The following is a 22,328-nucleotide window of genomic DNA, read 5'->3' as shown; positions in this document are numbered from 1 at the left end:
GGGCTCAATATCTCCTTTTTTTCCTGCTCTCAGAGTAACTACTGCCTATGACCTTCATCCTTCAGTCGGGCTGTTTGATATTGATAGTTAATTGGTTATCCTGAATGATGGAATCCTTCAGCATGTTTTCTCAAAGCTGATTTTTCCTACTGATGCTTTGGGGTTGGCTGAACTTTTTATAGAATAAAGGTTCAGGATAACTAACTGTATGTCAGTGGTGAAATGCTATACCTGAAGGATTGAAAGATAAATGTGGATAACTCGGTTATAACAGGAATTGATGTCAGTAAAATGCAGCTTTTTCGGATTCTTCGGGTTTGAAAATAATTAATGTAATGTGTCAAACGTCAAAGCATCCAAGTTTCCCCGCTTGAGCGGGGATTAAGGGGTGTGTGAATTTTCTAACAGTTTAATAAGCAAAGAAAAATCACACACCCCCTACCCCCGCTCAAGCGGGGGAATTGAGATAGTTTGATACAACCTCTTGATTGAAAAAAAACATACGGTCGATTGAAAACAAACATACGGTCCTTTGTTTGCAAACTCCTATCGTTTGCCGACAACCGACCGTATGTTGAAAACCGATTTATATTTAGTACCGATAATGATCTCGGGTAAGCCTCGATACCCTTTATGAACTAAGTTGATTACTGCAAAGTAAAGTTCACCGCAGAGCGTATATCGGTAGATGATGCGCCTACAAAAACATTGAACTTACCTTGCTCCGCTTTCCAGTCATGGACGGATTCATCATAGAATTTCAAATCGTCAAGGGTTATATTGAATTCGACTACTTTTTCTTCATTCGGAGCAAGCTCTATCTTCTTGAATCCTTTTAGTTCTTTTAAAGGTCGTTCTACTGAGCATTTTTCGTCACCAATATAGAGTTGCACAACCTCTTTTCCTCTTACCTTACCAATATTCTTGACAGGTATGGAGACAGTCAGTACATCGCCGTCTCTCATTGCCGGAGCAGATAAGGTTGCTTTTCCATATTGGAATTTGGTATAACTTAAACCATGTCCGAACGGGAATAAGGTTTTAGTTTTGTTCTTATCCATCCAACGGTAACCTACGAATATACCTTCATTGTACTTTACATTGATGCTGTCACCCGGATATTCTCCTACCAAATGAGCCGGATAATCCTCTAACTTAACGGCGAAAGTCATAGGCAGTTTACCGGACGGATTTACATCACCAACTAATACGGATGCAATGGCATTGCCGGATTCAGTACCGCTAAACCATGCTTCCATAATAGATGGAACTTCTTTTACCCAAGGCATTGCTACGGCATTGCCGGAGATAATGATAACAGCGATGTTTTTGTTGACCTTCGCCAGTTCCGTAATCAACTTATCTTGTCCGTAAGGCAGATTATAGCTAAGACGGTCTGTGCCTTCACTATCCTGATTCTCGTTTTTGTTCAGTCCCCCGAAGAATAATACAATGTCGGCATCTTTGGCAATATCAATTGCTTCTTTCATCAATTTCTCTGCGTCAGGTGCTTTATATCCTTCCGGTACAACGTATTTCGGATCTCTTTTATCGGTTAGCGGACTTGCATATCCCGTTGCGTAAGTAATCTCTGCCGCATTGCCGATACGGTTTTTCAATCCTTCCAAAGGAGATACTTCGTACTTTACTTTTAAAGAAGAAGACCCTCCGCCTAAAGTCATTATTTTTACGGCATTCTCACCGATTACGGCTATTTTCTTTGTCTTATCCGGATTTATAGGTAATAAATCCTTGTCGTTCTTGAGTAGTACGATACCATTTTGGGCAATGGCTCGTCCTGCCAAAGCATGTTCCTCCGTACCGAATGATCCCCACGGTTTGTTCGTATTCATACTGGTGCGAAACATCATACGGAGCAGTCTGCGTACTTTATCATTAACTACCTCTTCTTTGATTTCCCCGCTTTTTATCTTTTCCAATAATGGGTTAGCCAAATAGTAATTACTGTAAGCATCGGTCTTTCCCCAGCTTAATCCGTCTGTCCATGTACCCATTTCCAAATCGAGTCCGTAATTGGCAGCTTGATAAGTGTCGTGAACACCTCCCCAGTCGGAAATGACAGCTCCGTCAAACTTCCAATCCTTTTTAAGAATGTCGTTCAACAAATATTGGTTATGGCAGCAATGTTGTCCTTTATATTGGTTGTATGCACCCATGATAGACCATGCTCCGCCATCCATAACGGCAGCTTTAAAAGCAGGTAGATAAATTTCGTATAATGCGCGGTCGCTCACTTCCACGTTAATGTGCCCGCGATATTTTTCCTGATTGTTGAGTGCGAAATGTTTCACACAGGCAGCGACACCGTTTTGTTGTACACCTTTAATATAAGGAACCACCATTCGGGAAGATAAATAAGGGTCTTCGCCCATATATTCAAAGTTGCGTCCGTTAAGAGGGGTACGGTAGATATTCACTCCCGGTCCTAACAATACGTCTTTTCCGCGATAGCGGGCTTCTTCACCAATGGATTTGCCATATAAAGCGGACATATCCACATCCCAGGTAGCAGCGAGACAAGTGAGTGCCGGAAAAGCAATACAAGAGTCACTTGTCCAGGCAGCACCTTTCCACTCGTCCCAAAGGACTTCCTCTCTGATTCCGTGCGGACCGTCGCTCATCCATAGTTCCGGTATTCCAAGACGGGGCACTCCGTAAGAACTGAATTTGGACTGGGCATGACATAGCTTTACTTTTTCTTCCAGTGTCATCCGTTGAAGAGCATCTTCGATTCGTTGCTCAATAGGTTTTGAGCTATCCAGATAGACCGGCGTATTGTTTTGTGCCACGACAGGAGTTGTCAGGCAGATGATAGCAAGTAATTTAAAAAGTTTCTTCATTTGTTTTTGAATTATATAATTACTGATATTTTCCTAGTGATACGGGCATAAGAGTTGGAAAGGTCCAGCAGAAATGATGTGTGCGATAGATAATCGGGCGTCTGTCTTTTACATATTCTATATAAGAATTGTCATTGTAGATGCCTGCCATAGCTTCGAGCAGATTGTTGGGCCACACTTCATTCTTTCCCGTATTCGGGTTGTTATCCCATTTCCATTCTTTCGGATGTTTATTATAATAGGCCATATAATCCAATGCTTTCTTGATGGATGTCCCGTTTTGTTCCAGATTGAAAAGGTTTTCGCCCGTGAGGTTATAGACCATCCAGCATGCTGCCGTCATTGGAGCCAGAGAGAAGTACGTATACCATATCCCGTTATTTCCCCGTCTGGTTTCTTCGGGCATACTTCCGTCTGCGGCTATTTTATGGAATAAATCCGATTTAATTAAACGAACGTTCTCGGCTACTTCTTCTTTCTCGTTTAGAAATGAAGCTGCCAGCAACGAACCGAAGCGTCCCCAGTCCGCCCAATTATTTTGGTGTACGCGGATGGTATTTGTTGCATCCTGATAGATATGTTTCACCCATTTCCTGAAATCCTCTTTATCTTCTTTGTTCCATAATTTATCATCAGACATAATTTCGGCTGCCATCAGTAGCCCGGAGCCGGAGTATGCCATTACCAGTACACCGTCATGCTCTGAGTATTTCTTATTGGTAAAAGCCCATGCATTAAGAAAATAACAAGCCTTTTCGCCGTATTCTTTTTTACCGGATAAAATGTATGCCAATGCAGAACAATAAGCGGCAAAAGCATCTTGTTGCAAAGCCAGTGAATTGGCACGGTGCTCTTCCGGCTTAATGTAGAATCCCGGTACTGAAAAATCAACGAGTGCATGGTGTGTTGCCTTCAATATCGAGTCCGCATCATGAATTAATTGCAGGTAAGCTGAATAATACGGCTCTTGTTGTGCCTTGATTTGCTTTTTTACATAATTGATTTGCTTTAGCGGATGCATACTGTGATTGCTGCCATATCCGTAAGTGAAACACAGAAAAGTAAAAAGAATAATTGTTGTTATTTTCTTCATATTAAAAAAAGTTTATTCGTTTGTTGTCTGTATAAAGTCTTTGGGTAATTTGCCAAATTGGTCATAGAAACATTTGGAAAAATAGGATGGGGTGTTAAAGCCTACCAAGAAACATACCTCGTTTATCTTATATTTACCGGTAGACAGCATCCGTGCACTTTCATTCAGCCTTATTAGCTTGATGTAGTCATTTGGCGTCATGCCGGTTATGTTCTTAATCTTTTTATGAAGATTGGAACGGCTGATGGCAAATTGGTAAGAAAGGCTGTCGATGGAGAAATTCTCATCCGACATGTTTTCCAGAATAATGGAATTCAGCTTCTTTACAAACTCGGCGCTTTCGTTGTTTTCGCTATTATGCTTGAAGTATTGCAACGGAGATTTGATAAAGTTTTGCCGGATATTATTCCGGTTTTCTATGATACTGTTTACTTGTGCCTTTAATTGCTCTATGGAGAATGGCTTTTCCATATAGACATCGGCTCCTTTGCTCAAACCTTCCACCTTTGTCGAAACATCAGTTTTAGCCGATAACAGAATCAGTGGCAAGTGAGAGTACGCCGGATCGTTTTTCAGCTTGTTACATAGTTCCAATCCGTCCATTTCCGGCATCATTATATCGGAAATAATAATGTCGATATTCTCTTTCTCAATAATATCCAAAGCCTTTATACCGTTTTCCGCTTCAAAAACGATGTAATTATCCTTTAGACTTTCACATAAGAAAGTACGCATATCCGCATTATCTTCCACGATGAGGATTTTTGCATTACCGGGTTCGCCGGCTGTATGCTCTGCAATCGTGCTTTCTTTGTCGGCGGTTACGTCTTCCGTATCTTGTATTGTATCTCCGGCTACAATAGGAAGCGTTAATGTAAAATGGCAATTCTTACCATATTCCGATTCAATGGAAATTTCACCTCCATGTTTCAGTGCCAATGATTGTGATAATGATAAGCCTAAACCGGAACCGGTTCTCACGGCATTGTCCTTGTCTTGTATCTGGAAAAACGGTTCGAATATCTTTTCTTTAAATTTCTCCTCTATTCCGATACCGTCATCCTTCACGCAGATTTGTAAATTGCCGTCTACCTCTTTTACTGTTATTTTAATCTGGCTCTTTGCGTATTTTATGGCATTGGCAATGAGGTTACTGATAATCTTGTAGATAGCTTCAGCGTCTATATTACATTCTATATCTTCTTTTTCTACTTCCAAAGATATTTCTAATTTGTTGAATTTAGCGCTTTGATAATATTGCTGATATACTTTCTCTACGATTTTTATAATGTTCTGTTTCTTGAAATTGAAGCGGAACATATCTTCTTCTATCTTACGGAAATCCAATAACTGGTTGATAAGTTCAAGAAGTCGGTTTGCACTACGCTCTATGATACTCAGATTGTTTTTAGTCTGTTCATTCCCGTCGCCTGATAAAATGATTTTCTCCAATGGAGCTGCAATCAACGAGAGCGGTGTACGTATTTCGTGCGCTATATTGGTAAAGAAATTAATCTTAGACTCATATATTTCTTTTTCTTTAGCCGTCTTATATTTGAATAGTTTTTCTTGGTTCTTACGCTCGATAAACCGGTGGTATCTGCGGATGAAATATAAGATAAAGCCTATGGCAAGGATAATATACAGGCAAATCATAATATTGGATATCCAGAATGGCGGGTTTATTTTGATGACAATGCTGGCTACTTCATCGCTCCATATACCGTCATTATTCGTTCCTTTTACACGGAAAGTATATGTCCCTGCGGGAATATTCATGTATATGGCTTTATTGTTGTCGGTATGATGCCATTCTTTGTCAAAGCCTTCAAGTATATAGGCATATTTGTTTTGCTCCGGTGAAAGATAGCTTAAAGCAACAAAATCGAAACTGAAAGTGGATTGACTGTATGACAACGTTATTTTCTTAGTGATGTCGATACTTTCTCTCAACGGCGATGATGATTCGGATGGTACGATCTCTTTGCTGGCAATCTGAAAACCGGTAATTATGATCGCGGGCTTATTGAGGTTGTCCGTTATTTCTTTGGGGTTGAACGTAATAAAACCATTTGTCCCTCCAAAGTAAAGATGGTTGTCGGATGCTCTTAATGCACAATTAAGATTATATTGTATTCGTTGGATATCACCGATATAAGAGAATGTCTTGACACTTTTTAAATCAGATGATATTTTGACTAATCCTCCGCCTGTACTTACCCACAGATTCCCGTCGGAGTCATCCAATATAGAATATATAATGTTTGATGGTAATCCCGATTGGTCGTTTAAGATTGGCTCAAAGTTTTTTTCTTTGGTATTGAATAAAGCCAATCCTTCTCCTTCCGTACCTGCCCAGATATGGAACTTGGAATCTTGAAAGACACAATTGATATTATTCCCCGGTAATGATTTCGGATCATCAGGATTGTTTGTAAATACTTCCCATTTATTGTCGGCTGTAAGACGTATCAATCCTCTTGAGTGAGTAGCGAACCAAATAGAACCGTCATAGTCTTCTGTAATATCTTTTATCGGCGTATTTGCCAGATAGTCGAGTTTCTTCAATGTACCTGATGCATCCATAGACAGGACTCCGTCTTCGGAAGTAAAAAGAATTTGGCCTTTGGACGTTTTAAAGATAGAATTGATCGTTTGATTTATCTCCGAGATATTATTGGCCAGTGTATTGATCTGACCATTTTTTACATTTAAGACTTTAATGCCTCTACCGTAAAGGCTTGCATATAGTTTATCATGGTCCAGTAGTATGCTTTGCACATCGTGGTAACCTATATCATAAAGTTTTTTGAAGTTTAGGTTTTGAGGATTGAAGAGATAAAGCCCGTCATTGTGGGTTCCTATCCATATCTCGCCATTTTCATTCTCTGCAAAACTGCTTATAATGTTCTTTTTAGAGGAATTATTCGGTGAATTGTAGCAATATTGGAATCGGTTGATGGCAGGAGAGTAATAGTTGACGCCTCCAAAATAAGTACCGATCCAGAAAGAACCTTCTTTGTCACGCGCAATGGAAAAGATAGAATTATCGGTCATATTGTCGAAAGAAGAGTCGTCGTTTATCAGATTAAAGCTTTCCTGCGTACGGTCAAATTTGACGAGTCCTTTATCTGAACCCATAATAAGTTCATGGTCGGAATATTCAATGATGGATTTGATATTGAATACATTGTCTATATAATATGTTGCTTTCTCAGCTTTAGGATTATAACGGATTAGACCGCTGGTGGCCGTTCCTATCCATATATTATTGTCTATATCACAATAGAGACTGTATATTACGGGATCATTGATATTCAGTTCTTTATTCCCTGCTATTTGCGTGAATTGTTCTTTCTTTGGATCAAAACGTACAAGACCTTTTCCTACCGTGCCCAACCATATATAACCGTAATAATCTTGGGCGATACTCCAAATGTAATTGGAAGGCAATGAATAAGATTTGTTGTTGGATAAGTAATGCTTCTTTACGGTTAATTCCGGTGTCAAGACATATAAGCCGTATCCGTGGCACGCTAACCAAATATTTCCGGAAGGGTCTTCCATAATGGCATTGATGCTGGCATCATCTTTTTGGTCTCTGTTCAAGTCGATATGCTCGAACTTTTCTTGTCTCTCATCAAAGAGATAGAGTCCTTGTTTTGTTCCGATCAGAAATCTTCCGCGTGAATCTTCTTTCAGGCAGTGAATGAAATTATTCCCAATGGATAAGGAATCACCTTGTACTCTTCGGAATATCTTGAACTTTTTCCCGTCAAACCTATTTAATCCGTCGTTTGTTCCGAACCACATAAATCCCCGGCTGTCTTGCATGACTGCCCAAACGCTGTTGTGAGATAAACCGTCTTCCACTTGGTAACTTCTGAAGTGATAAGCATGAGCCGGAATTAAAGATAAGAACAGACCGATAAAGATTAAAAAGATGTGTCTCATAGTTTGTGAAATTAAGATGCTCAAATATATAGATTTTTGAGGTTTGAACAATGCAAATATCTTCTTAAATCCTATAAAAATATAACAATATCGCTATAAAACAGCCCTTTTATATCTTTGGAAAATATATTTATATTCTATTTGTTTTATCAATCCTACATTTGTATCATTCATATTGATTACTAAAATCTAATCCTTAGAAACATGAATAGAATAGTTAGTACATTTATAATTTCATCTTTTACATTTGTAGGAATGTCTTTTTCTGCTTTCGGTAAAAATATATATCAGGACCCAAGTCGGTCGGTCGAGGAACGGGTCAGTGACTTGATGTCTCGCATGACATTAGAGGAAAAGGTCGGACAGATGTGTCAATGGGTAGGACTGGAACATATGAGAACTGCTGCTCAGGATTTGACGGTAGATGACTTGAATAATAATACAGCAAGAGGTTTTTATCCCGGTATAACGGAAGAAGATGTCGAACAGATGACAATAGATGGAAAGATCGGTTCTTTTCTTCATGTTCTTACGGTAAAAGAAGCCAATCAGCTTCAGGAGTTGGCTCGGAAAAGCCGTTTAAAGATTCCATTGATAATTGGTATTGATGCTATTCATGGCAATGCACAGGTAGTGGGAACTACGGCGTACCCGACAAGTATTGGTCAGGCATCTATGTTTGATGTTGATTTAGTAGAAGAAATATGTAGGCAGACAGCTTTGGAAATGCGTGCCACCGGTTCACAATGGACATTCAATCCGAACGTGGAAGTAGCCCGCGACCCGCGTTGGGGACGTGTGGGTGAAACTTTTGGTGAAGATCCTTATCTTGTATCCTTGCTGGGAGCAGCTTCTGTACGTGGTTATCAGGGTAACGGATTCGGCAACGCTGAGAATGTGTTGGCATGTGCAAAACATTTTATCGGTGGCAGTCAGCCTATAAACGGAACAAATGGTTCGCCTACCGACATTTCCGAACGAACGCTTCGTGAGGTGTTTTTCCCTCCTTTCAAGGCTACGGTAGATGCCGGAGTTTATAGTTTTATGACAGCTCATAACGAATTGAATGGCATTCCCTGTCATGCAAACCCATGGCTGATGGAAGATATTCTTCGTAAAGAGTGGGGATTTAAAGGATTTGTGGTCAGTGACTGGATGGATATCGAACATATACATGACTTGCATCATACAGCGGTAGATAATAAAGACGCCTTTTATCAGTCGGTAGATGCCGGAATGGATATGCATATGCACGGGCCGGAATTTTATGAGAAAGTGATCGAACTGGTTCGGGAGGGAAAACTGACGGAGGAAAGAATCAATGAGTCTTGTCGAAAGATATTGTATGCAAAGTTCCAATTGGGACTGTTTGAAAAACCTTTTACGGATGAGAAGGATCACAAAGGCGTTCTTTTTAATGAGAAGCATAAAGCCACCGCTTTAGAAGCAGCCCGCAAATCAATAGTCTTACTGACTAATGACGGGATACTTCCATTGGACGGAACGAAATACAAGAATGTTTTCGTGACGGGGATGAATGCGGATAATCAGACAATCCTTGGCGATTGGGCTTTAACGCAGCCGGATGAAAACGTGACGACGATATTGGAAGGATTGAAGTCTGTTGCACCTGCAACCGAATTCTCATTCTTGGATATGGGATGGAATATTCGGAAGATGGATAAAGATAAGGTAAAACAGGCTGCTGATATGGCAGGCAAGGCGGATTTGGCTATCGTAGCGATAGGAGAGTATTCTTTGCGGGTTAATTGGTATGACAAGACTTGTGGTGAAGACTGTGACCGTTCGGATATTAATCTGGCTGGTTTGCAACAGGAACTGGTGGAGTCTATTATAGAAACAGGTGTTCCTACCATTGTGGTTTTGGTGAATGGTCGTCAATTGGGAGTGGAATGGATAGCCGATCATGCCAATGCTCTGGTTGAGGCTTGGGAACCGGGAAGTCTGGGTGGGCAGGCTGTTGCCGAAATATTATATGGAAAAGTGAATCCTTCGGGAAAGTTACCGGTGACGATTCCCCGCCATGTAGGTCAGATTCAAATGATTTACAATCACAAACCATCCATGTATTTCCATCCGTATGCCATCGGAGAGAGTACTCCTTTATTCCGTTTCGGATATGGTTTGAATTACACAAAGTATGAATATTCTGATTTGACGCTTTCATCGCCCGAAATGGCAAGAAATGGCGAAGTGAACGTTTCCGTTAAAGTGACTAATTCCGGCGGGATGGACGGTGAGGAGATTGTGCAATTATATATCCGTGATCTTTATTCCAGTGCAACACGCCCGGTAAAAGAGCTGAAAGACTTTAAACGTGTGCCTCTTCGGGCGGGTGAGACAAAAACTGTTTCTTTCATCTTGCCGGCGGAGAAACTGGCTTTCTATGATAAAAGAATGAATTACACGGTAGAAGCCGGTGAATATGAAATAATGGTAGGGGCTTCATCAGCAGACAAAAACTTAATGAAGAAGATCATAAACGTTAAATGACAGTTCGGATGAAAAGATTGGTAAGCTATATAGTTATTGGTGTCGGGGTTCTGCTTTTACTGTCGGGACTGAAAGATACTGATGCAATAGGGGTAAAAAAGCAATTATCTTATTGTGATATACAGGTTAAGAAGACATTGGGTAAGATTAAGGGCTCGGGATTATTGCCTCGTTGCATTGATACGAATGCTACGGATTGGTATAAAACCGATATTTATGATTGGACCAGTGGCTTTTGGCCCGGAATATTATGGTATGATTATGAGAATACGAAAGATGAGAAAGTAAAAGAAGAAGCGATTCGTTATACGGAGGCTCTTATCCCATTGCTTAAACCTGACCATCAGGGCGATCATGATTTAGGATTTCAGTTTTATTGTAGTTTTGGTAATGCTTATCGTCTGACCGGTAATGAGAAATATAAACAAATATTGCTGAAAGGTGCTGATAAACTCTCCGGATTCTATAATCCTAAAGTGGGAACTATGCTTTCCTGGCCGGGAATGGTGGCTGAAATGAATTGGCCGCATAATACGATAATGGATAATATGATGAACTTGGAACTGTTGTTTTGGGCGGCGAAGAACGGGGGTAATAAAAAATATTATGATATGGCGGTCAGCCATGCCAAAGTAACGATGGAGAACCAATTCCGTCCGGATGGTTCTTGCTATCATGTGGCTATTTATGATACTATTACGGGACGTTTTCTGAAAGGCGTGACAAATCAGGGATATGACGATAACTCCATGTGGGCACGCGGACAGGCATGGGCAATCTATGGATATACATTGGTTTATAGAGAAACCGGTAGTAAAAAGTATCTTCGTTTTGTGGAGAAAGTGACAGATCTATATCTGAAACGTTTACCGGAAGACTTTATTCCTTATTGGGATTTTGATGATCCGGCTATTCCGAATGCTCCTAAAGATGCGTCGTCTGCCGCTATTGTAGCTTCCGGGCTATTGGAATTGGTGCAACTGGAAGATAACAAGCAGAAAGCCAAACAGTATAAAGAGGCGGCAATTAATATGCTGTATAGTCTTTCATCAGACAAATATCAGAGCCGTGACAAAAATCCATCGTTTTTACTTCATTCCACAGGCAATTTGCCGGGTGGTTATGAGATAGATGCTTCCATCAATTATGCGGATTATTACTACATTGAAGCATTGACGCGTTACAAGAAAATGGAGAATAAATTTAATTAGAATTGCGCCCTATACGACTTAAAAGCAGGTAATTTGAATTATATATTTACTATCAAATAAAGTCGAGAATTGAGAGTTAAGAGTTCACTCTCGCTCTTTTAATAACTTTCAATTCTCAACTCTCAATTCTCAACTAAATAAACGTATAAGGCAAAATACTGTATTTACAAATAATCGACCGTATGATTAATTTCAAACATACGGTCGATTGTCTACAAACTCCTATCGTTTGTAAACAAAGGACCGTATGTTGATAAAGTTTCTTCCTATTCATGGTTGCAGAGTATAAAATCAGCTCATTTAACTATCTAAACAGGATTTTGGTAGTAATTGATAATATCGTTGCATTGATGAATCTGCTCTTTACCTACTTTTGGGCATACAAATTTGGTTAAACTTAAAATTTTATATTATGAAGAAAGTACTTCTTATGTTTTGCATGGCATTAGCCACTATTACTACTTTGTTTGGGCAGACGGAAAGGACGTTGATTGTGAAACCTATCTGGGTAACTAATAAAACTGCGGATACGGATTGGGGAGGTTCAGGTGCAGAAAGCAATGAAAGATACGTGATGACTAAGGTCGAAGGTCAAGATACTTTATATACTTGTAAAATGGCCTTGAATGTTTATTATAAGAACAATAAATGGAAAAATGATGTTCTGTTTGATCCTGAGAATCCCTTGAAAGAAGGATGGAATAATGAACATTGGTTTGTTGTGGTATATCAAGATAATTATGGTGATATAGAAAATAAAAATAATGGTGATGCTATTACCGGAGCACAAATGTTTAAGATTGAGGAAGATGATACGGAAGTAACGTTTTATGCAATTATTCATAAAGATGGTAAAATAAGATCTTATTGTGATGCACAGGAGGTGACACTTAATATTAGTAATAATAATGCAGGGAATGCAGTATTGCCTCCTGCTATAGGTAAGTTATCTACTAGTACAGTTGCTGAAATAAATGGAAACGGTAGTAGTAAGGTCGAGGCTACAATAAATAACAATTTTTTAAGTCCTAATGGCTCTTTGGCAGGTGGTAAATATGCTGTATATGAGAGAGGTAAATTTTTAATATCTCTTGATTTTAAAACTCTTCAATATAAAATTTTAGCTTATGAGGAATTATCGAATGCCGGTGGTACTCCCACAGATTTAGTCTTAACAGGAAGTTGGAGTCAAGATGCTTTCAATACAATAATAGGTGGAAATGCCGCAAGCATTACTACTGTGGACTTTACAGAAGTAACAGGTCTAACAGACCTTCCTATTATAGAAAGTTTGAATCCAAACTGTTTGTTTTATGTAAATCAAGATGTTACTATACCGGAAGGTACTGATAATGTGGTTGTTTTCGATGGTGAAACAGGTAGAGCTGCCAATATCGTACTTACGGAAAGTCATAATTTCAATAATGTAAAATCATTTACTGCCGATAAAGTGTCTTATTCACGTGACTTTATGGATACCGGATGGTTCACCATGTGTTTACCTTTCAGTGTAGATAAAGGAGATGTGGTTGTAGAAGAGTTTACGAATGTTGAGGGTAACGAGATTGTGTTTACAAAAGCGGAATCTATTGAAGCGAATGTTCCTTATCTGGCTAAAACAGAAAGCCCCGAGGTGAAAAACTTTGAAGCAGTGGGTGTAGAGATTCATTCTACGGAGAATCTTTCTCCTGTAACTCCGGTGGGTGGATATGCTTTTTATGCTAACTATCAGGTGATTGATGGCGAGAATGCTGTCGGACTTTATCTGATGAACAATGCAGGAACTGCTTTTGCCAAAGTTGCAGAGGGAAATCCTAAGAATTCCGGTGTTCCGGCTTTCCGTGCTTACTTTACTACTACTGCCAACAAACAGTTGGTGATAGGTCATGATGATGGCGGTGCTACTGATATTAGTTCAACTGAAAGTGCAGATAAATTAATTATAATTTCTAATGACGGTTCTATTGAAATCATTGCAGGTAGGGCGCAAATAATGAACTTATATGCTTTAGACGGTCGTTTGGTAAGAGCTCTTGAACTGAATGAAGGGAGTAACTTTATTAACGGATTGAATAAAGGGATCTATATTATCAATCATCAGAAAGTGGTGGTAAAATAAGTGTTAACTATTAAATGAAGAAAGAAATGAAAACAAAAGAAAATTATATAAAGCCGGAAATAGAAGTTATTGATATCGTATCAGAAGGTGTGATTGCCATATCGGGTGAAGATCGTATTGGTGTGTCGGACGAGGATCACGACGGTGGCATGGCACGTTCAAAGAAAAAAGGTTTTTGGGGTGAATAGAAAAGTAAGTAGTAGGTTTTGATTAAATGTTTTAAGATTAGGTATTTCAGGTATTAGTTTGTGCAGATTCAGGATGAATTGACTGGAAGGTTATCGTCCTGAATCTGCCTTTTTATATTAAAAGAAGACAATTATGAGGAATAAGGCTGCTATATTTATTTTTATCTTTCAATGCTTATTAGTTTTTGGAGTAAGCGGGAAAGAATGTTTTACTTTAACTTTGAGCGAACAATGGAAGTTTTCAACGGGAGATTCCCTTGCGTGGGCTACTGTCGGGTATGATGATAGCGGTTGGACTACGATTTCTTCCCGGCGATATTGGGAGGAACAGGGCTATAACGATTATGATGGCTATGCTTGGTATCGACAGAGCTTTGTAATTTCTAAGGAATGGGAACGTACTGTTGCAGATGCCGGAGGACTATACATAAGGTATGAATTTGCCGATGATGTGGATGAAGTGTTTGTCAATGGTGTTTCTGTCGGTAAGATGGGGGAATTTCCACCAAAGTTCAGAGTCGTTTTCGGTGGTATGCGTAAATATCGTATTGCACCGGAGTTATTACATTTCGGAAAAGAAAACGTAATTGCTATCCGTGTTTATGACAACGGTGGAGCCGGAGGCTTGAAAACAAAAGAAGTTACGCTTCAATCCGTTACTCCGATGGATGAGATGGAGATGGATATACAATGTGAGGATAGTGATTGGGTATTTGAAAATACCGGATTGATAGATTTTCGTGTACGACTGAAGAAACCTTTGAAGACAGATGATGAATTTAATCTGGTGTGTAAGGTGACAACCGACACTTATCTTCCGGTTGATTCTTTTGTATATAAGGTGAAAGGAGATTTTGAACAACCGGTCTCTTTTGTTCCACCGGCTCCGGGTTTCTACCGGATTACTTTATATGGAGAACAGAATGGCGCAAAGAGCGATCCTTTGAAATTCAATATGGGATACAATCCGGAACAAATATTCTCGCCGGTAGATGCAGCACCGGATTTTGATAGTTTCTGGGAGGAAACTTTAGAGGAATTAGCCCAAGTCAATCCGTCTTTTAAGATGTCTTTATTAAAGGATAAATCACAAGGAGCAAAGAATATTTATCATGTGGAGATGTATTCGTTAGGTAATGTCAGGATAGAGGGATACTATGCCGTTCCGAAAAAAGAAGGTAAGCACCCGGCTATTATCTCATTCTTGGGTTACGGCTCGGGGGGAGGATTACCCAATCCGGATAATCTGCCTGATTTCTGTGAGTTTGTGCTTTCTACCAGAGGACAAGGTATCCAACTTCCCGGGAATACGTATGGTAGATGGATTGTATATGGACTGGAAGATAAAGCAAACTATTATTATCGTGGAGCATTTATGGATTTGGTGCGTGGAGTGGATTTCTTATGCTCACGTCCGGAAGTAGATACTTCGAAAATCTTTGCAGAAGGCGGAAGTCAGGGTGGTGCGTTTACGTTGGCTGTTTGTGCTTTGGATAAGCGTATTTGTGCCGCAGCTCCTTATATACCTTTCTTGTCGGATTTTCGGGATTATTTTAAGATTGTGCCGTGGCCCCGTGAGGTTTTTGAGGATTATATGCGCAGTCATCAAGAATGCAGTTGGGACAAAGTGTACCGGTTGCTTTCTTATTTTGATATGAAGAATCTGGCTTCCCGCATTTCTTGTCCGATTATTATGGGAGTAGGATTGCAGGATGAGACTTGCCCGCCCCACATCAACTTTTCGGGATATAACCAAGTGAGGTCTCCTAAACAGTATTATATCTATTATGATAAAGGACATACGGTAGGAAAAAGTTGGTGGAGCATCAGAAACGATTTCTTTCGTGGTTTTTGCAAATAATCTTCCGTATTGTATGCTAAAATATTGCTTATGGAATATTCTGGTATACATAGATTATATTTTTGCATAGAGAAATTTCTTTTTTAGCTTACTTTGTTTCTGTTGTTACATGTTTAGTTTTGATTTTATAATAATACCATGAAAAGCTACCGATTACTATTTTGTTTTTTATTGATTGTTTTCCCTGTTTATCTGTTTGCAGGAGATACGGATAAAGTATCTTATGTAGATATGTTCATGGGGGTAAGAGGAAACAGTAATTGCGTTATTGGGCCGCAGTTGCCTCATGGCTCGGTTAATCCGGCTCCGCAAACTCCGAATGGAGGCCACAATGGGTATGATGAAAATGATGTAATCCGAGGATTCGGACAATTACACGTTTCCGGTATCGGTTGGGCACGTTACGGACAGGTATTTATTTCTCCTCAGATTGGATTTAAGGAGGGTGAGACGGAGCATGATTCTCCTAAATCCGGTGAAGTAGCTACACCTTATTATTATAAGGTTAATTTAGACCGCTATAATATACAAACGGAGATAACTCCTACACATCATAGTGTTTTTTATCGTTTTACTTATCCGAAGTCAGGCAATAAAAATATCCTTCTGGATATGAAACACAATATTCCCCAACAGATTGTTCCTATCGTGAAAGGACAGTTTTTGGGAGGAAACATCTCTTATGACGAGTCTTCCGGCTTATTGACCGGTTGGGGAGAATATCTCGGTGGTTTCGGAAGCGCCGAACCTTATAAGGTCTTTTTTGCAATCCGCCCGGATGTGAAACTGAAAGAGGTGAAAGTTACAGATAAAGGAGTAAAAGCTCTATATGCCCGTTTGAGTTTACCGACGGATGCGGAAACGGTGCATTTGGGCGTTGGTGTCTCTTTAAAAAGTGTGGATAATGCTTGTAAGTATCTGGAGCAGGAGATAGGCAAACGTAGCTTTGACGAAGTGAAGAATTTGGCGAAAGCGGCTTGGAATGAAGTTTTCTCGAAGATAGATGTGAGAGGCGGAACGGAAGAGGAACAACGCTTGTTCTATACAGCAATGTATCATAGCTTTGTGATGCCTCGTGAACGAACTGGCGACAATCCTCGTTGGACGAGCGGACAACCGCATATTGATGACCATTTTTGTGTATGGGATACCTGGCGTACAAAATATCCGTTGATGATGCTTATTAATGAAAGTTTTGTGGCAAAGACCATGAACTCTTTCATTGACCGTTTTGCACATGATGGTGAATGTACCCCTACTTTTACCAGTTCCTTGGAATGGGAAATGAAACAGGGCGGTGATGATGTGGATAATATTATTGCAGATGCTTTCGCAAAGAATTTAAAGGGCTTTGATAAGCGAAAGGCTTATGAATTGGTAAAATGGAACGCACTTCATGCACGTGACAGTCTTTATTTGAAATACGGTTGGATTCCTGAAACGGGTGCAAGAATGAGTTGCAGCTATACAATGGAATTTGCCTATAATGATGCTTGTGATGCCCGCATTGCTAGAATGATGGGTGACAATGAAACTGCGAATTATCTGGAAAGACGTTCAGGAGAGTGGGTGAACTTATTTAATCCCGAATTGGAAAGTCATGGTTTCAAAGGTTTTGTCGGTCCTCGTAAGGAGAATGGCGATTGGATAAAGATAGATCCGGCACAAAGATATGGTTCTTGGGTTGAATATTTCTATGAAGGTAATTCATGGGTGTATACCTTATTTGCTCCTCATCAGTTCGACCGTTTGATAGAGTTATGCGGAGGCAAAGAAAATATGGTAAATAGGTTGTCTTACGGTTTTGAAAATGATTTGATAGAGCTGGACAATGAACCGGGATTCCTTTCTCCTTTTATTTTTAGTCATTGTGACCGTCCGGATATGGCAGCCAAATATGTGGATTTCATTCGTACGAACCATTTTTCTTTGGCAAAGGGGTATCCGGATAATGAAGATAGCGGTGCAATGGGGTCATGGTATATCTTTACTTCCATCGGCTTTTTCCCGAATGCGGGGCAGGATTATTATTATCTGTTGCCTCCGGCTTTTCCGGAAGTAACGCTGACTATGGAGAATGGTAAGAAGATAGAAGTAAAGACGATAAAATCTTCTCCTGATGCCAAATATATACAATCCGTTGTACTGAATGGTAAAGTTCTGGATAGAACATGGATACGTCATGCCGAAATTGCAGAAGGCGCAACGATAATCTATTATTTGACGAATCAACCTCAGCAATGGAATATACAACCTTTTGGTATAGACAGGGGAGGAGTGCAACCTTTTGGAGTGAATCTTGCGGGTGCAGAGTTTTTCCATAAAAAGATGGAGGGAGTAGGACGTTTTAATAAGGATTATTATTATCCTACGACAGATGAATTGGATTATTGGCATTCTAAAGGATTAACGTTGATTCGTCTGCCATTTAAATGGGAGCGTATCCAGCGTAAACTCTACGGAGAACTAAACAGGGAAGAAATAGACTATATTAAGTTCTTATTGGCGGAGGCGGATAAGCGTGGAATGCAAATCTTGATTGATATGCACAATTACGGTCGTCGTAAGGATGACGGAAAAGACCGTATTATCGGTGATAGTCTTTCTATTGACCATTTTGCATCGGCATGGGGACTGATTTCCAAAGAATTAAAAGATTGTAAAGGCTTGTATGGGTATGGTTTGATTAATGAACCTCATGATATGCTTGAGTCTACTCCTTGGACAGAAATAGCACAGGCGGCTATTGATACGATCCGCCGATATGATACGAGGACGGCAATCGTAGTGGGAGGAAATCATTGGAGTTCTGCCGAACGTTGGCAAGTGGTTAGTGATGAATTGAAGAGTTTGTATGATCCGTCTCATAATTTGATATTCGAAGCGCATTGCTATTTTGATGAAGATGGTTCGGGGATTTATCGGCGTTCGTATGATGAAGAAAAAGCACATCCTTATATTGGTGTGGAACGTATGCGTCCTTTCGTGGAATGGTTGAAAGAGAATCATTTCCGTGGACTTGTAGGGGAATACGGTGTTCCGGCAGATGATGAACGTTGGTTGGAGTGTCTGGATAATTTCTTGGCTTATCTCAGCTCGGAAGGAGTAAACGGTACGTATTGGGCTGCCGGAGCAAGATGGAATAAGTATATTCTTTCCGTACATCCGGAGGATAATTTAAAAAAGGATAAACCGCAAATACGGATTCTAACTAAATATGTAACAACAAAGTAACTTTATTATTAACTATAAAATTAAGTATTATGAAGAGAATTTCTCGAATTTGTTATCTGATATTGGCAGTAATGCTTTGCGGGTGGCAGTCTTTGTATGCACAACCTTCGACGCCGGCACCTACGCCTACGCGTCCTCAGAGTGAGGTTAAATCTCTGTTCAGCGATGTTTATGAACAATTCGCAAAATTCGAAATTGAGTATGCGGATTGGACAGGAAAGACAACTAAAACGATAATAACACCTTTTGGCAATACGGAAAAGGTACTTAAAATTGAAGGATTATCTACCGGAAGTGTACAGAATAATGCTCAAATATCTTTAGGTACTTGTGATTTGAGTGATAAAGGTTATATCCATATGGATATTTATTCTCCCGGTAATAATGTAGGTATCGGAGAATTCAGCTTTTATTTGGTAAGTGATTGGGGATCGGGTACGGCTTCATCCGGCTTGTGGTATAATTTTGAAGCAAACGGAACTTATGACAAATGGATAGCTGTTGATATTCCATTGAGCGTATTTAAAGATGCCGGTGTGAACTTGAAAACAATTAATATCTTGCGTATTGTAAGAGGCAAACAGGGGTCTCCGGGTACTATTCTTTATGTGGATAATGTTTATGCATATAATGGTGATGATCCAGGTCCCGGTACGGATCCGGAAATAAAGATTGTAGCCAATGGCAATGCTAATCTTACCACCGGTGTTCCTTTGATTTCAGCTCCGACACCGACTGTCGATAAAGCTAATGTTCTTAATTTCTTTAGTGAACATTATGAAGGCGGAAAGTTTGATTATGCACAAGCTGATTACGGTGATCCAAAAACGACAAAGTCGATTGTTACGATTGAGGGAACGAATGACCAGATATTTAAGATTGACGACCTTGTGAATGGAAGTAGAGCGAATGTGTCTGTTGGTACGGCAAATCTTTCTGGCAAGGATATGTTGCACATGGATATATTCTCTCCGGGTAATGAACAGGGTATCGGTGAATTTGATTTTTCTTTAACTGATTTTAGTGGGAATGGTAAAGATGCCGGTATTTGGTTGAATATTACGGAAAAAGATTGGCATGGACAATGGATTTCTATTGATGTACCTCTTAGTATATGGGGGACTTCTACTGTCAATATGATCAGATTCCGTCGTGGCGGAAAAGGTTCTACGGGTAAACTGCTTTATGTAGATAATGTATATGCTTATAAAAGCAGTGGTGATGATGATGATACTGAGCCTGCTCCGGACCCGACGACTGTTCCTACGCTTTCGTTGGATAAATCAAATGTTATCTCTATTTTCTGTGAACAATACGAAGAAGACGGATATCAGGATGAATTCGGAATTGTAAATGCCGGAAATTGGGGACAAGATGCAAATCAAAAGGATGAATTTGTAGAGATAGTGTCAGGTAACAAAACTTTGAAACTGACATCTTGGAATCTTTTCCCGTTCAAAGTACATAAGAATAGTGATGTGATGGATTTAAGTCAGATGAACTATCTGCACTTGAGTGTATACTTAAAAGGAGCATTGGAAGGTGGTAAAGCGGCAGGCGTTGAAGTCTGGATTAATGATAAGGATAATAAAGTAGCACAAATACCTGTAGCATTGAATCTTAAAAAAGGGCAATGGGTTTCTTTAAGTTTTGGTCTGGATTATTGTCATGATATAGATTTAAGCAGAGTTTATGTTATCCGTTTAAAAGTGAGTGGCTATGCAACGCAAGATATTTTTGTAGATAATATCGTTGCTTATAAGGGTAGTGCAGTTGCAGGTGAGGTAACTCCTCCTTATAAAGATGATGATAAAAAAGAAGCTATTCAGGATAAGACAGACGGAGTTCTTCCTCCAATGGATCAAGCATATTTAGGAGTGAATCTGGCTTCTGCTTCAGGTGGTGATAACCCGGGAACATTCGGTCAAAGCTATATATATCCTAAGTTTGAAGATTTGTATTATTTCAAAGCGAAAGGGGTTCGTTTACTTCGTATTCCGTTCCGTGCTCCGCGTGTGCAACATGTAGTTGGTGGAGAATTGGATTATGATGCCGATAAATCAGATATCAAAGCATTGGCTGCCGTGGTAAAAGAGGCGGAAAGATTGGGTATGTGGGTGATGCTGGATTTGCATGATTTTTGTGAACGTGCTATTGATGGCTCATTGTATGAATATGGAGTTGCCGGTCGCCGTGTATGGGACGAATCAAAGAAAAGTTGGGGCAATTGGGAAGCCATGAGTGAAGTGATATTGACAAAAGAGCATTTAGCTGACTTGTGGAAGAAAATTGCAACTGAATTCAAGGATTATAAGAATATCTGGGGATATGATTTGATGAATGAGCCGAAAGGTATCGATATCAATGTCTTGTTTGATGATTATCAGACTACTATCAATGCAATTCGCGAAGTAGATACAAATGCGCAGATTGTGGTTGAGGGCAAGAATTATGCAGGTGCAGCAGGCTGGGAAGGCTCGAGTGATAAGTTGAAAGATTTGGTTGATCCTTGCAATAAACTTGTTTATCAGGCACATACTTATTTTGATAAAGATAATTCCGGTACTTATCAAAAAACATACGACCAGGAAGTAGGTACGAATTCTGAAGTTTACAAACAACGTCTTGACCCGTTTGTTGCTTGGTTGGAGAAGAATAATAAGAAAGGAATGATCGGCGAATATGGAGTTCCGTACAATGGACACTCAAAGGGTGATGAAAGGTATATGACTTTGATCGATAATGTATTCTCTTATTTGAAGGAAAAACAATTGACTTCTACTTATTGGTGTGGTGGTTCAATGTATGATGCCTATGTATTGACCGTACAACCTGCTAAGGACTATTATACGGAAAAGTCTACCATGAAAATAATGGAAAAATATACTAGAGACTTTGCTAATGATCCGTCTTCTATAGGAAATATAGACGTGAAGAATGGTGATAATATCGTTCTTTATCCTAATCCGGTAAAAGATATTCTGAAAGTTAATTCGGAAGAAGTAATTCAGAGTATTGTTGTCTATAACATGATGGGACAGAAAGTATATGAGACTGCTGTACATAATATGCAGGCAGAAATAAACGTATCTGTTTTAGATGCCGGATATTATGTGTTGAAGATGACAAAAGGAGATGGCAGTACGGTTGCACGTAAGATTACGAAAATGTAATTATTGCCGGATATTTAATATAGGGCTGACTAACAAGCTCTGAAAACAAAAACTCACCCCTGTTGCAAATATTTGTGACAGGGGTGAGCTTTTTCTAATGATTCCTTTCTGTTTTTAAGC

General features: G+C 39.6%; 10 protein-coding genes. 7 read left to right on the top strand and 3 right to left on the bottom strand.

Annotation, left to right across the window (positions count from 1 at the left end):
- Nucleotides 1–647: 647 nt before the first annotated feature.
- From DXB63_RS05065 to DXB63_RS05055, 3 genes are read right to left on the bottom strand one after another with little or no spacing between them, the layout of a single operon-like run.
- Nucleotides 648–2,861, bottom strand: coding sequence for a glycoside hydrolase family 3 C-terminal domain-containing protein (locus DXB63_RS05065; RefSeq protein ID WP_122125317.1), 2,214 nt, complete (start codon nt 2,859–2,861; stop codon nt 648–650).
- Between the two features lie 19 nt (nt 2,862–2,880).
- Nucleotides 2,881–3,954: an alginate lyase family protein gene (locus DXB63_RS05060; protein ID WP_122125316.1), complete on the bottom strand. Its 1,074-nt coding sequence runs from the start codon at nt 3,952–3,954 to the stop codon at nt 2,881–2,883.
- Between the two features lie 12 nt (nt 3,955–3,966).
- On the bottom strand, nt 3,967–7,908 hold the full coding sequence (locus DXB63_RS05055) for a two-component regulator propeller domain-containing protein (RefSeq protein ID WP_122125315.1): 3,942 nt from the start codon (nt 7,906–7,908) through the stop codon (nt 3,967–3,969).
- Nucleotides 7,909–8,112: 204 nt separating this feature from the next.
- Between DXB63_RS05055 and DXB63_RS05050 the strand changes: the two genes are divergently transcribed.
- From DXB63_RS05050 to DXB63_RS05025, 7 genes are all read left to right on the top strand, one after another.
- Nucleotides 8,113–10,422 (top strand): glycoside hydrolase family 3 N-terminal domain-containing protein, encoded by a 2,310-nt coding sequence (locus DXB63_RS05050; protein ID WP_122125314.1) that lies wholly within the window; start codon nt 8,113–8,115, stop codon nt 10,420–10,422.
- Between the two features lie 8 nt (nt 10,423–10,430).
- Nucleotides 10,431–11,633: a glycoside hydrolase family 88 protein gene (locus tag DXB63_RS05045; protein WP_122125495.1), complete on the top strand. Its 1,203-nt coding sequence runs from the start codon at nt 10,431–10,433 to the stop codon at nt 11,631–11,633.
- 412 nt (nt 11,634–12,045) lie between these two features.
- Nucleotides 12,046–13,752, top strand: coding sequence for a hypothetical protein (locus DXB63_RS05040; protein WP_122125313.1), 1,707 nt, complete (start codon nt 12,046–12,048; stop codon nt 13,750–13,752).
- Between the two features lie 26 nt (nt 13,753–13,778).
- Nucleotides 13,779–13,940, top strand: a complete 162-nt coding sequence (locus DXB63_RS17880; RefSeq protein ID WP_158563640.1) for a hypothetical protein — start codon at nt 13,779–13,781, stop codon at nt 13,938–13,940.
- A 133-nt stretch (nt 13,941–14,073) separates the two neighbouring features.
- Entirely contained in the window at nt 14,074–15,801 is a 1,728-nt protein-coding gene (locus DXB63_RS05035; protein ID WP_122125312.1) for an acetylxylan esterase, read from the top strand.
- Nucleotides 15,802–15,939: 138 nt separating this feature from the next.
- A complete protein-coding gene (locus DXB63_RS05030) occupies nt 15,940–19,035 on the top strand; it encodes a GH92 family glycosyl hydrolase (RefSeq protein ID WP_122125311.1) in 3,096 nt (1,031 codons plus the stop codon).
- A gap of 29 nt (nt 19,036–19,064) precedes the next feature.
- Nucleotides 19,065–22,208: a cellulase family glycosylhydrolase gene (locus DXB63_RS05025; RefSeq protein ID WP_122125310.1), complete on the top strand. Its 3,144-nt coding sequence runs from the start codon at nt 19,065–19,067 to the stop codon at nt 22,206–22,208.
- Nucleotides 22,209–22,328 lie beyond the last annotated feature (120 nt).

Origin of the sequence: Bacteroides sp. OM05-12 (genome assembly GCF_003438995.1) — a bacterium.
Classification (GTDB): Bacteria; Bacteroidota; Bacteroidia; order Bacteroidales; family Bacteroidaceae; genus Bacteroides.
Note: the sequence above shows the minus strand (reverse complement) of the source record. Positions and strands in the feature narration are given on the sequence as shown.

Bases quoted from the DNA above. Each gene is read 5' to 3' on its own strand.
- DXB63_RS05025 (WP_122125310.1), top strand. From the start codon at position 19,065: ATGAAGAGAATTTCTCGAATTTGTTATCTGATATTGGCAGTAATGCTT.
- DXB63_RS05050 (WP_122125314.1), top strand. From the start codon at position 8,113: ATGAATAGAATAGTTAGTACATTTATAATTTCATCTTTTACATTTGTA.
- DXB63_RS17880 (WP_158563640.1), top strand. From the start codon at position 13,779: ATGAAAACAAAAGAAAATTATATAAAGCCGGAAATAGAAGTTATTGAT.
- DXB63_RS05040 (WP_122125313.1), top strand. From the start codon at position 12,046: ATGAAGAAAGTACTTCTTATGTTTTGCATGGCATTAGCCACTATTACT.
- DXB63_RS05030 (WP_122125311.1), top strand. From the start codon at position 15,940: ATGAAAAGCTACCGATTACTATTTTGTTTTTTATTGATTGTTTTCCCT.
- DXB63_RS05060 (WP_122125316.1), bottom strand. From the start codon at position 3,954: ATGAAGAAAATAACAACAATTATTCTTTTTACTTTTCTGTGTTTCACT.
- DXB63_RS05045 (WP_122125495.1), top strand. From the start codon at position 10,431: ATGAAAAGATTGGTAAGCTATATAGTTATTGGTGTCGGGGTTCTGCTT.
- DXB63_RS05035 (WP_122125312.1), top strand. From the start codon at position 14,074: ATGAGGAATAAGGCTGCTATATTTATTTTTATCTTTCAATGCTTATTA.
- DXB63_RS05065 (WP_122125317.1), bottom strand. From the start codon at position 2,861: ATGAAGAAACTTTTTAAATTACTTGCTATCATCTGCCTGACAACTCCT.
- DXB63_RS05055 (WP_122125315.1), bottom strand. From the start codon at position 7,908: ATGAGACACATCTTTTTAATCTTTATCGGTCTGTTCTTATCTTTAATT.